Origin of the sequence: Halalkalibacter okhensis (assembly GCF_000787375.1) — a bacterium.
GTDB lineage: Bacteria > Bacillota > Bacilli > Bacillales > Bacillaceae_D > Halalkalibacter > Halalkalibacter okhensis.
Genome location: NZ_JRJU01000042.1, coordinates 22,424 through 34,931, shown reverse-complemented (window position 1 = coordinate 34,931; position 12,508 = coordinate 22,424). Strand labels below are relative to the sequence as shown.

13 protein-coding genes are annotated in these 12,508 nt (G+C 41.3%); 10 read left to right on the top strand and 3 right to left on the bottom strand.

The window, feature by feature from the left end; all coding sequences use genetic code 11:
* Positions 1-84 precede the first annotated feature (84 nt).
* Positions 85-684 carry a hypothetical protein gene (locus LQ50_RS20505; RefSeq protein WP_052144891.1) on the top strand — a complete coding sequence of 200 codons (600 nt, stop codon included), beginning with the start codon at positions 85-87 and terminating at the stop codon, positions 682-684.
* 188 nt (positions 685-872) lie between these two features.
* Here LQ50_RS20505 and LQ50_RS20500 read toward each other — a convergent pair whose 3' ends face one another.
* Complete coding sequence (locus LQ50_RS20500) at positions 873-1,385, bottom strand: DUF2529 family protein (protein WP_152608270.1); 513 nt, start codon at positions 1,383-1,385, stop codon at positions 873-875.
* A 241-nt stretch (positions 1,386-1,626) separates the two neighbouring features.
* On the opposite strand from LQ50_RS20500, the gene LQ50_RS20495 reads away from it, so the two are divergent.
* The 9 genes from LQ50_RS20495 to LQ50_RS20455 all read left to right on the top strand — a co-directional run bounded on the left by LQ50_RS20495 (position 1,627) and on the right by LQ50_RS20455 (position 9,658).
* Complete coding sequence (locus LQ50_RS20495; protein ID WP_034632964.1) at positions 1,627-1,989, top strand: response regulator; 363 nt, start codon at positions 1,627-1,629, stop codon at positions 1,987-1,989.
* 259 nt (positions 1,990-2,248) lie between these two features.
* Positions 2,249-3,112 carry a class II fructose-bisphosphate aldolase gene (locus LQ50_RS20490; RefSeq protein ID WP_034632962.1) on the top strand — a complete coding sequence of 288 codons (864 nt, stop codon included), beginning with the start codon at positions 2,249-2,251 and terminating at the stop codon, positions 3,110-3,112.
* 154 nt (positions 3,113-3,266) lie between these two features.
* Positions 3,267-3,908: a fructose-6-phosphate aldolase gene (gene fsa, locus LQ50_RS20485; protein WP_034632960.1), complete on the top strand. Its 642-nt coding sequence runs from the start codon at positions 3,267-3,269 to the stop codon at positions 3,906-3,908.
* Between the two features lie 151 nt (positions 3,909-4,059).
* Positions 4,060-5,343, top strand: a complete 1,284-nt coding sequence (gene murA, locus LQ50_RS20480) for a UDP-N-acetylglucosamine 1-carboxyvinyltransferase (protein ID WP_034632957.1) — start codon at positions 4,060-4,062, stop codon at positions 5,341-5,343.
* Between the two features lie 18 nt (positions 5,344-5,361).
* Positions 5,362-6,327: a class II fructose-bisphosphatase gene (glpX, locus tag LQ50_RS20475; RefSeq protein ID WP_034632955.1), complete on the top strand. Its 966-nt coding sequence runs from the start codon at positions 5,362-5,364 to the stop codon at positions 6,325-6,327.
* Between the two features lie 316 nt (positions 6,328-6,643).
* Positions 6,644-7,912: a transcription termination factor Rho gene (gene rho, locus LQ50_RS20470; protein ID WP_034632953.1), complete on the top strand. Its 1,269-nt coding sequence runs from the start codon at positions 6,644-6,646 to the stop codon at positions 7,910-7,912.
* A gap of 186 nt (positions 7,913-8,098) precedes the next feature.
* On the top strand, positions 8,099-8,344 hold the full coding sequence (locus LQ50_RS20465) for a type B 50S ribosomal protein L31 (RefSeq protein ID WP_034632951.1): 246 nt from the start codon (positions 8,099-8,101) through the stop codon (positions 8,342-8,344).
* Positions 8,345-8,468: 124 nt separating this feature from the next.
* The gene (locus tag LQ50_RS20460) at positions 8,469-9,089 is read left to right on the top strand and encodes a thymidine kinase (RefSeq protein ID WP_034632943.1); all 621 of its coding nucleotides are present in this window, start codon (positions 8,469-8,471) and stop codon (positions 9,087-9,089) included.
* A gap of 116 nt (positions 9,090-9,205) precedes the next feature.
* On the top strand, positions 9,206-9,658 hold the full coding sequence (locus LQ50_RS20455; RefSeq protein ID WP_152608269.1) for a hypothetical protein: 453 nt from the start codon (positions 9,206-9,208) through the stop codon (positions 9,656-9,658).
* A gap of 29 nt (positions 9,659-9,687) precedes the next feature.
* On the opposite strand, the gene LQ50_RS20450 is transcribed toward LQ50_RS20455, so the two are convergent.
* On the bottom strand, positions 9,688-10,656 hold the full coding sequence (locus tag LQ50_RS20450) for a nuclease-related domain-containing protein (RefSeq protein WP_034632940.1): 969 nt from the start codon (positions 10,654-10,656) through the stop codon (positions 9,688-9,690).
* A 324-nt stretch (positions 10,657-10,980) separates the two neighbouring features.
* Positions 10,981-12,294 carry an FAD-dependent oxidoreductase gene (locus LQ50_RS20445; protein ID WP_034632938.1) on the bottom strand — a complete coding sequence of 438 codons (1,314 nt, stop codon included), beginning with the start codon at positions 12,292-12,294 and terminating at the stop codon, positions 10,981-10,983.
* Positions 12,295-12,508: the final 214 nt, after the last annotated feature.

Here is a 12,508-nt window from a genome sequence, read left to right as displayed (position 1 = left end):
TTNCTTTGTTATGTGTTGCCTTTTTGGTCTTTGTGAATAATTACAATTAACAAAAAACAAAATATGTGTGAAAGGAGATAAGTTATGACGCAGAAGGAATTTATCAACAAAGTGAATGAAGCGCGACTAGATACCAACCTGTTGAGTGATGAGTATTGGGCTACATACTCGGATCCAACAACATGGCAATTTTGGTATCTTATAGCATTACTCATTATTCCGTTAGTTGCTTTGTACGTACTTTTGAACAGAAAACGATTTTTTGAAATATTGTTTTATGGATATACTCTTCACGTGTTGTTTACTTATTTTGATGCGTATATGAGTCGGTATGGATTTTGGGAACACCCATATATGATTTTGCCTCAATATCCGTTTACATTATCAATTAACGCATCTCTTCTCCCTGTAGCCTACCTGTTGTTGTATCAATTTTGTACGCAGCAAGGCAGGAATTTTCACATATGGTTAATAGGAGCTAGCGCGTTGATAGGGATTGGCTTTGTGGAAATTCATCGACAAATGGGGGTCTTTATTCTCTATGAGAAAATTAATATTCTTCAACTACACGAGGGCTTATTAAATTTTTATATGTTTATCGGAAACTACATCATGGGCTCAATTTCTTATTGGTTTACAAAGTTATTTCTCTATTTCAAACATCATACGCAAGCAAAGATTTAAAAAGCAAAACACCAGATACGCAGGTGTTTTGCTTTTTTCGACTTTAAAAAAAGTGGTCGGACAGCAAAAAGTTGAGTTTGGACAGAAAATGACTTAGTTTGGACTGAATCTGGAGCAGTTTGGACAGAAAAACTACAGAATCAGACAGAATCCCGCCAGGTCAACGCTCATTTCCAAGAAAATAACGATCATATTTCGGATAGGATCTCAGAAATAAGCAAATATAAGCAAAAGTACGTATACATCGCAAGCAGCGATGCTGGATAACCCATTCGATCACCCGTATCGGTTGGGACGAGACTATTAGTAACACCCAGATCAAGATGAATGTCTACCAAGTCAGTCCATTGCCGCTTTCCTTCATTACGATGCGATGCGGTTAAGCCAACAACAGACATATTTTGCTCGCTCATTTGTTCAGCGATGGCAACCATCTCTTCATCGTCAGAATCTCTTGAAAGGAGAAACACTCGGTCAGCACTGTCTAGCTGGGCGAGCGTTCCTTCTTCAAATAAGGGAGAAATGCGCGAGAGAGACTCTTTCCCATACAAAGCTTCGGCACTAACAGCAGCCATTTCATCTTTAGCATAAATATAGATGCGCCCATCGCCAACCAGAGCTTGGCTTAACAAACGGGCTGCGTCTTCTAGTTGAAATTCATCTAACTGATTGAATAATCCTACCAGTTGTGTTGTAAACATTTTTTTCAAAATATCGGCCTCCTATTTTGGAACAAGTGCAAAGAATTAGACGTACGACAGCGATTCATCGACAACCTTAGACAATAATGTCGGACACTGTCCGACGATTGTTTAATATTAAGGAAGGATTTTTATAAGGTCATACAGAACTACTCTTGTTGTGAAATGTGTGTGATTTATTTTAACTGATATAAATTCGGAAAGAAAATAATACACACCAAATTTGAGAGGAGTGTTTATCATGAAGAAAATTTTAGTCGTAGATGATCAGTATGGAATTCGGGTATTGCTTTGCGAAATTCTTCAAAAAGATGGGTATGTGATGCATGAGGCGGCAAATGGGGTACAAGCACTGAAAATTGTCGAAGAGGAAAAACCGGATCTCGTCTTACTTGATATGAAGATTCCTGGAATGGACGGTTTGGAAATCCTGAAGCGCATTAAAGAAAACCATGCTGAGGTTGATGTGATTATGATGACAGCATATGGTGAATTGAATTTAATTAATGAGGCCATGAGCTTAGGAGCGATTACTCATTTTGCCAAACCATTTGATATTGATGATATTCGCGAAGTCATTAAAAACAGCCTAGCTGTTTCGTAGTGACAAACCTCACTATAAAACGCTTACATGTAAAAACTTGCGGAAACCTTGTAGAAACGCGTGTTTTTTGGTCGAGATATGCTATAATGAACTCGATTAAATATCGAGCTCATATAGATTTATCTCTATTTAGCAAGTGACTTTATACATAAGCAAGTTGGATATTTGCTGACATTTCGGGTAACTTGTTAAATAGATACGGCGATCATACTTACGTCTGTTATCTATAGATTCGCTCTAACATGAAGGAGGATGTACAATGCCTTTAGTATCAATGAAGGAAATGCTTAACAAAGCGAAGGCAGAAAGCTATGCGGTGGGTCAATTCAACTTAAATAACCTTGAATTTACTCAAGCGATCTTACAAGCTGCAGAAGAAGAAAAATCACCTGTTATCTTAGGTGTATCTGAAGGTGCAGCTCGTTATATGGGTGGTTTCAAAACAATTGTAGCTATTGTTGAAGCTCTTATGGAAGAGTACAACGTAACCGTTCCTGTTGCTATTCACCTTGACCATGGTTCAAGTTTCGAAAAGTGTGTGGAAGCTATCCATGCAGGTTTCACATCTGTCATGATTGATGGATCTCACCATCCACTAGAAGAGAACATTGCAATTACGAAGCAAGTAGTAGCTGTTGCTCATGCTCTTGGAGTATCAGTAGAAGCTGAGCTTGGTCGTATTGGTGGACAAGAAGATGACCTAATCGTTGATGATGCTGATGCAGCATACGCGATTCCATCTGAGTGTAAAGAACTTGTTGAAGCAACGGGCGTAGACTGCTTCGCTCCAGCTCTTGGTTCTGTTCACGGTCCTTACAAAGGTGAGCCAAACCTTGGTTTTGATCGCATGAAAGAAATCGATGAGTTAGTAGGTATCCCTCTTGTACTACACGGTGGTACTGGTATCCCAACTGCTGATATTCAAAAAGCAATCCAATTCGGACATGCTAAAATTAATGTAAATACAGAAAGCCAAATTTCTTCTGCAAAAGCTGTTCGTGAAACGCTTGCTGCAAAACCTGAAGAATACGATCCACGTAAATATTTAGGTCCTGCACGTGAAGCAATTAAAGAAACAGTTAAAGGCAAAATGCGTGAGTTTGGTTCTTCCAACAAAGCGTAATATTGAAGTCTCATTAAAAGCAGTTCATTTGAACTGCTTTTAATGAGATCATTTTCATTTAAATTTTCTAAAAAAACAATTATGTAAACGCTTGACGAACCTTGTCGAGTTAAATATAACAAAAAAAGATAAAAATTTTAGGAGGCGGAGAAACATGAAATTTTTCATTGATACTGCAAACATCGAGCAAATTAAGGAAGCGAAGTCGTTAGGAATTTTGGCAGGGGTTACAACCAATCCATCCCTTGTTGCTAAAGAAGGCGTGGACTTCCATGATCGCTTACGTGAAATTACGACTGTTGTAACAGAGGACTCTGTTAGTGCAGAAGTTATTGCACTTGATGCAGAAGGAATGATTAAAGAAGGAAAAGAATTAGCAGCGATCGCTCCAAACATCACGGTAAAAGTCCCTATGACAACAGAAGGGCTAAAAGCTGTTCATGCTTTCTCTGAAGCTGGTATTAAAACAAATGTAACTTTAGTATTCTCAGGTGTACAAGCATTGCTAGCTGCACGTGCAGGAGCAACATATGTATCTCCATTCTTAGGTAGACTTGATGATATTGGTCAAAACGGTTTAGAACTTATTACTGAAATCGTAGAAATCTTTGACGCTCATAACATTCCAACTGAAATTATTGCGGCATCTGTTCGTCATCCAATTCATGTATCTGAGGCAGCGCGCAGAGGAGCTCACATTGCAACGATTCCGTTTAATGTTATCCAACAGCTTTCTAAGCATCCATTAACAGACCAAGGAATTGAGAAATTTTTAGCTGACTGGGACAACCGCTAATCGTTTTTCCTTGCCGCCCGTAGCAATTTGTTCGTAATTCCTATACAATCGTACATAGAAAAACACGTTACATTTTCAATGTTGTGGTTATAATGGAAGATAAGAGTAAAATTGTGTCTTTTTATAATGCACCAACGGAAGGGATGCGGTTATGGATAAATTAATGATTGAAGGCGGCTATCCGCTAGAAGGTACAGTTCAAATTAGTGGCGCAAAAAATAGCGCAGTGGCATTAATTCCTGCAGCTATTTTAGCAGATTCTAAAGTGATAATTGATAATTTGCCGGAGATTTCTGATGTTCAATTGCTAGGTGAACTACTAGAGGAAATCGGCGGAAAAGTTGAGTTAACGGAAAATGAAATGGTGATCAATCCAGAATCAATGATTGCAATGCCATTACCAAATGGACGTGTAAAAAAATTACGTGCTTCCTACTACTTAATGGGTGCGATGCTTGGAAAATTTAAGAAAGCTGTAATCGGGCTACCTGGTGGCTGTAACTTAGGCCCGAGACCGATTGATCAGCATATTAAAGGATTCGAAGCATTGGGCGCGAAGGTAACGAATGAGCAAGGTGCCATTTATTTACGTGCGGATGAGCTCAAGGGAGCACGGATTTATCTTGATGTGGTTAGTGTAGGCGCAACGATTAATATTATGCTTGCTGCAGTAAAGGCCAAGGGGCAAACGATCATTGAAAATGCTGCAAAAGAGCCAGAAATTATTGATGTAGCTACGCTTTTAACTAGCATGGGAGCAAAAATCAAGGGAGCCGGCACGAATGTCATTCGAATTGATGGCGTTGAGTCGCTCAATGGCTGCAGACACTCGATTATTCCAGATCGAATTGAAGCAGGTACCTATATGATTCTAGCTGCTGCTATGGGCCAAAAAGTGATCATCGATAACATTATTCCATATCACGTTGAGTCACTGATTGCAAAGCTAAGAGAGATGGGAGTCGGCATTGAAGTTTCAGACGACAAATTGTTGATACATAATAGTGGAAACAAAACGGGGGTAGACATTAAAACACTTGTTTACCCTGGGTTTCCTACAGACCTTCAACAACCATTTACTAGTCTTTTAACGCAAGCGGAAGGAACAAGTATTGTAACAGATACGATTTATAACGCACGGTTTAAGCATATTGATGAGCTACGTAGAATGGGCGCTAATGTTAAAGTGGAAGGTCGTTCAGCGATCATCAATGGCAAAACGAAGCTTCAAGGTGCGAAGGTACGTGCAAGTGACTTACGTGCAGGAGCGGCTCTTGTTGTGGCAGGTCTACTTGCAGAGGGAGTTACTGAAATCTCCGGATTAGAGCATATTGATCGCGGTTATGCGAACTTAGAGGAGAAGCTCATTGGTTTGGGCGCAAAAATTTGGCGTGAATCAATGACCGAAGAGGAGTTAGATCAAGTAAATAGTTAATGACGTGGGGGGAGCGAGATGGAAAGAAGTTTATCGATGGAGTTAGTCCGCGTCACCGAAGCGGCTGCATTAGCCTCAGGACGCTGGATGGGGCGTGGAAACAAAGATGAAGCTGACCGAGCTGCAACTGAAGCGATGCGTGACGTATTTGATACGATTCCAATGAAGGGTACCGTTGTCATCGGAGAAGGCGAAATGGACGAGGCACCCATGCTTTATATTGGGGAGAAGCTTGGGAATGGCTATGGCTCTCGTGTCGACGTTGCTGTAGATCCGTTAGAAGGAACAAACATTGTTGCTTCCGGACAGTGGAATGCTCTAGCTGTACTTGCCATTGCTGACCATGGCAACCTCCTTCATGCACCAGATATGTACATGGATAAAATCGCAGTCGGACCAGAGGCAGTCGGTAAAGTGGATATTGATGCACCGATTCTTGATAACTTAAAAGCCGTTGCACAAGCTAAGGGCAAAGATATTGAAGACCTCGTCGTATCGATTTTAAATCGTGATCGTCACGAAAAGATGATTCATGATATCCGTCAAGCGGGTGCTAGAATTAAGCTATTATCAGATGGTGATGTAGCAGCTGCGATTAACACGGCATTTGGCGATACGGGTGTAGATATTATGCTCGGCTCAGGTGGTGCGCCTGAGGGTGTGATTGCTGCGGTTGGATTGAAGTGTTTAGGTGGAGAGCTTCAAGGTAAACTTCTCCCTGCTAATGAAACAGAGTTAGCTCGTTGTAAGAAAATGGGAATAGAAGATGTGAACAAAGTATTGCACATGGACGATCTCGTTTCAGGTGACGATTGTATTTTTGCAGCAACTGGAGTAACGGATGGTGAATTGTTAAAAGGCGTTCGCTATCATGGTTCTTCTGCAACAACGCAATCCCTCGTCATGCGTGCGAAGTCAGGAACAGTACGTTTTGTTGACGGAAAACATAGTATGAAAAAGAAACCAGACTTAGTGATTCGCTAGTATGATAAAGGAAACTGGACGTTGTTCAGTTTCCTTAAATTATGTATCTTTTATGAATTTTTGTTTTGTTCTTGAATAAATGTAGATAGTATGGTTAAAATAGTATATATGTTCGTATTTTTATTTTGTCCTTTCCCTCTAATCTCCAGAACCCTCGAATTTTCCTTTACACTTTATTCTAAAGTTTAAAGATACAATGAGGAATTTTAATATGATTTTTTCCTATGCTTAAAAATTAAAAAAACAGTCTCCTTCCGCATAATTTACATATTTGTGCAAATGGGGATTTATTATATATAGAAGTGTGGTGTTTTTTATGGGAGTGAATATCTCCGAATTAGAAAATATGAAGCTGAAAGAGCTCTATGGTTTGGCTAAAGAGTACAAAGTTTCCTATTATAGTAAATTAACAAAAAAAGAACTAGTCTTTTCTATTTTAAAAGCGCAAGCTGAAAAAGATGGCCTTATGTTTATGGAAGGTGTTTTAGAAATTATTCAGTCAGAAGGCTTCGGTTTCTTACGCCCGATCAATTACATGCCGAGTTCAGAAGATATTTATATTTCTGCTTCACAAATCCGTCGTTTTGATTTGAGAAATGGAGACAAAGTATCTGGTAAAGTAAGACCTCCGAAGGAAAATGAACGCTATCATGGACTTCTCCATGTCGAAGCGGTAAATGGAGATGCTCCTGAAACATCAAGGGACCGCCCTTATTTTCCAGCATTGACACCTCTTTATCCCGAACAAAAGATCGAACTTGAGACGGCACCTGGTCGTGTATCCTCCCGAATCATTGATATGATTTCACCTGTTGGATTTGGACAACGTGGATTAATTGTTGCCCCGCCAAAGGCAGGGAAGACATCCTTAATGAAGGAAGTCGCAAACAGCATCGCCGAAAATCACCCTGATGTCGAACTAATTGTTCTTTTAATTGATGAGCGTCCTGAGGAAGTAACTGACATTGAGCGTTCTGTGAAAGCTGAAGTGGTTAGCTCGACCTTCGATGAAGTTCCTGAAAATCATATTAAAGTAGCAGAACTTGTTCTTGAAAGAGCGATGCGACTGGTTGAACACAAAAAAGACGTCGTCATCCTTATGGATAGTATTACACGTTTAGCTCGTGCGTATAATTTGGTGATCCCGCCAAGTGGACGAACTCTATCTGGAGGGATCGATCCCGCTGCGTTTCACCGTCCTAAGCGTTTCTTTGGTGCGGCAAGAAACATTGAAGAAGGTGGAAGCTTAACGATTTTAGCGACGGCTCTTGTTGAAACAGGCTCAAGAATGGACGATGTGATTTATGAGGAGTTCAAAGGAACAGGAAACATGGAATTGCATCTTGACCGAAAGTTGTCAGAGCGTCGAATCTTTCCTTCTATCGATATTCGCAGATCTGGTACACGAAAAGAAGAACTTCTTATGCCAAAAAGCCAGCTAGAAAAGCTTTGGGCGATTCGCAAAACGATGAGCGATACGCCAGAATTTGTTGATCACTTCATTAAACGAGTGAAAGAAACGAAAACGAATGTTGATTTCTTTGAAGCGATGGATGAAGAAATGAAGCGCAGAGTGAAGAGGTAAGGCGAAACGAGACTGCTAGACCGCTGAAAAAGGTGAAATCGTACCTCTTTCAGCGGTCTTGGCGAAGCTCCAATTTTTTCTATGTAAACAGAGTTGATTTTTACCCGTCAACTTGTTATAATTTCGACATGTGTGATTTAGATAACTCTGTTTCGAAGAGATTCAGGGCAAAAGGAGATGAAAGTAATGAAACAAGGAATTCACCCTGATTACCAAAAAGTGGTTTTCCAAGATACAAGCACAGGCTTTAAGTTCTTGTCTGGTTCTACAAAAGGATCAAACGAAACGATCGAATGGGAAGACGGTAACACATATCCACTTCTAAAAGTTGAGATTAGCTCGGATTCTCACCCGTTCTACACTGGTAAGCAGAAGCTTACTGATGTTGGTGGCCGTGTTGATAAGTTCAAGAAGAAATACAACATGAAGTAAAACTGGATAAACGAACAGGCAAGCGCACAGCTCTTGCCTGTTTTTTTTGCACATACTATACGTATTACATTGGAAATGGAATCATTCCGTTCATATAGATTAGCTGTAAGGTGGGGGAAAAGAAATGTACGTGATGAAACAAGAAGGCTGGATCGAAGTGATCTGCGGGAGCATGTTTTCCGGAAAGTCTGAAGAATTAATTAGACGCGTTCGTCGTGTGAGTTTTGGAAAGTTGGTTGTTCAAGTATTTAAACCAGAAATCGATAACCGCTATAGTGAGGAAGAAGTGGTTTCGCATAACGGGACAAAGGTTGTGGCAACACCTGTTAAGCATTCGATGGACATTCTTGACCTTGTCAAAGACGAAACGCAAGTCGTTGCGATAGATGAAGTTCAATTTTTTGATGAAGCGATTATTGCTGTCGTGGACGAACTGGCAAACAATGGGAAACGTGTCATTTGTGCTGGTCTGGACCAAGATTTCCGTGGTGAACCATTTGGACCGACACAACGCTTGATGGCGTTAGCTGAAGAAGTGACTAAGCTTCAAGCTGTCTGCCCAAGCTGCGGCTCCCCTGCTAGCAGAACGCAGCGCTTAATTGATGGAAAGCCAGCATCCTATACCGATCCAGTTATTCTTGTCGGCGCATCAGAATCATATGAGCCGCGCTGTCGTCATTGTCACGAAATCCCTAACAAGCCGCCGCTTTTGCCCGGTCTTGCGATAAAGTCTGGTCAAAACTAACAGGAGCCTTTTGTTCATGATGAGGACATACTAATTCATGCAACCCCCTAATAGGTAAGCATGGAGGTGCTTTGGACATGAACAAAAAATGGCTAAGTTGTATGGCGTTGGGCATCGTGTTAGTGTCAGGATGTGGGGAGGACCCGCAACCACCGCAGGCTAGGGGCAATGCGGTCACCCATAATAATCCGGAAGCTAGAACGCCAGATGCGGGTCAAGTGGCGTATGGATTGCTCGGACCAGGTCCCGTCAATTATGGCAGTTTGTTTCGTCAGCCACCTGCCTATGACAATTCAGGTGAAGTTAATACAGGTACAGGCTTCAAATCATTGCACCGAGAACGCAGACATCTCGGGAATGATCAAGAGCTGATACACCATATTATTGAAGATGAACATGGCATGGAAGCAGGGATGGTTATCATTGCGGGGCATCACGCCTTCGTTAATGTCACACCACCTGCAAACTTAAACGAGGATGATAAGAAAAAAGAGATGGATAAGCTGAAGCGAGATCTTCTCCTTGAAGTTCCCCGTTATGAAGTGCATGTTAGTGAGAGGAACGCCTAATAGGCGTTTCTTTTTTTTAGGTGGTGGGGTTAGGATTCAATTAAAAAATACAGTCGGCCCTTTTTCGTGCCGGAAAAGGTAAAGGCTGTTGAGCGGAGAAGGCGACTGCAAACATATGGCGAAGATACGTGTAAATAATTCATCGCTTCCCTGCAAGCTATGGTTGATTTAACCAAAAGAGAATAATCTGTTAATGCTTCCTTGTGAGCATGCTTCGATTTGGATGAACAAAGAGGACAAAACCAGTAGCCGTGAGCGCGTTTCATAGGTGAGTGGTGGCAGGTTGGGCATTGAACACCAATAAGAAGATCTGTTTCAGTTAATTGAAATCGAGTAAGAATGGAAGTTTCTTTAGGGGTATGTTTCTTCAAAAAAGTGCGGATTAATTTTTTCTGTTCGGTGTTGGAGTATATGTCATCAGAATAATCTTTTTCAAACTGGGCTATTCTTTCTGGAATGAAATCTGAATGAATGACTTTTTTAGATAGCTTTATGGCGTAGTTGGGAGTCGTACGAATAATCGCTTTAGGGTGACTACTTATAACGATGGAAGCAATGGGGATCTCGGGAAATTTGTTTTTATGCAACCAATCTTTTAGTCTGGTTTCTTGTCTAGTTGTCTGGAGTATGGGATTTGGAAAAAGTTCATCCTTCCCGTTAAGTGTTCGAGTAAATTGGTTTAATACGGGATCGAAGAAGAGGGTACCGGCAATATTTTTAACTTCAACAATGAGGATAAAACTTGGTGCAAGAATGAGCGTATCAATTTGAAAATAATATTCTTTATGGAAGAGCCTGATGTCATGGAGGATGTAATAGCGTTTTTCCGGAAGGAAGCTTAAATGATAGTCAAGTGAGTTTTCGCCTTTGAATCCTGCTAGATGTTTAGAGAGGGTCTCTTTAATGATAGGTACCTTTGCGTGATTTTCAGGAAGGCGTCGCAGGAGGGCTTGCAATTTTTTAATAAAAATAGGGATTTCCTTTTTCTTTATAATCATTTTATCACCTCTTTAAATAGTAATGATTATTTTATACGACGTAATGTAACAAAACCCTTCATATTTAACAACAAATTTTTGTGCATACGAGAATATCGTGTGGGGGAAATGAAGATGGGTCCATTTATTAGCGGAAATCAAAATATATCGGCGAAAATGGAAATATATCAGCGAAAATCAAAATATATCGGCGAAAAACGAAATATAACAGCGAAAATGTATTTTTAGCGAAATCAGACGTTTTAAAGGCGGAAAAATAAGCTTTATAGCAAAAAGGGGGCAGACCCCCCTTTAGCACTTCACTGCAACAATAAGGAAAAGAGCTTACATCCTTCTTGCGGTTTGCTGCACTGGGTCCCATACGCCGTTATAAGGCGGGGCGTATGCTAAATCTAAATCCTCTAGTTCGGATATGCGCATTCTATGAAAAAGGGCGGTCGCCAGCACATCAATGCGCTTATCAACGCCTGCTGTGCCGATCAATTGAGCTCCGAGCAGTCGTTCTGTTTCTGTATGATAGCTCATCCGAATATGGAGCTTCTCCGAATTTGGATAATAGCCGGCGATGTGTGGAATTTCCGCGCTGATGGTCTCATAAGGGTAGCCTTGCGCTTCGATTTCAGCTTCAGATAAGCCGGTCCTCGCTAAAGTCAAATCGAAAAACTTAATAATCGATGTCCCAACAACTCCTTGAAATGGTCGAGGAGAGCCGATCATTGCGCGTCCGGCAAGCCGTCCTTGCTTGTTTGCATGTGTGCCAAGTGGAATATAGTCATCTCGCTCTTTGACTCGGTGATACTGAGTCGCACAATCACCTGCTGCATACACATCCTCGATATTCGTCTCCATAAAAGCATTCACTTTGATGGCCCCATTTGCAAATAAATGAATCCCTGTTCCTTCAAGAAAACCTGTGTTTGGCTTTACTCCGATGGCTATCACGACAAGCTCCGCATCGATATGGCCTTTATCTGTTACAACACGCGCAACACGTCCGTCACCGCCGCCCTCAAATGCTTCCACAGACTCATTAAACCTGAGCGTAATTCCGTGTTCTGAGGCCTCATCCCCAATTTTTTTGCTGAATTCCTCATCAAAGATTCCAGCTAATCGTGGGTTGCGCTCAATCATTGTTACGTCTTTTCCGATCTCTACAAAGTTTTCAGCCATCTCTAAACCGATATATCCCCCGCCAATGACGACAACCTTAGTAATCCCATCCAAATCGTTCATTAAGGCCTTTGTATCAGGAATGGTCTTAACAGAGTGAATGCCTTTTAAATGGACTCCGTTCCAAGGGGGAACAACTGGGCTCGCGCCGGTTGCAACCAACAATTTATCATATGGAACTTCAAACCCGTCGCCAGTGACCAGCTTTTTCTCGACATCCACAGCTTTTACTTCATGATTCACTCGAGCGTCAATGCCGTATTTATCTCGAAACGTCTCTACAGAACGTGCAATTAACGAATCAAATGAATCAATGACACCACCGACGACATACGGAAGGCCACACTGGGCATAAGAGTAAACCTCTCCCATTTCAAGAGTTGTTACCTCCGCTTTCTCGTCATGACGAACGATTTGCATCGCCGCGCTCATTCCAGCAGCATCTCCACCGATAATGACATATTTCATCGAAACATCACTCCTTTTATACAATTACTTTCCCCAAAATGCTTCTAGTTAAGCAAGAATTTGGGAAGGCTATGTGGGTAGAGTGACAAAAATGATTGTTTCCTGGAAATGTGCAGTGGTTGTGCTCCTGCGTAAAAAGCACTCGGCGCCGGCTCCGCACCCTGCATCGAGTCCTCACCCAAAAGGCAAAATCGGCCTTTTTCGGAAAAAGAGC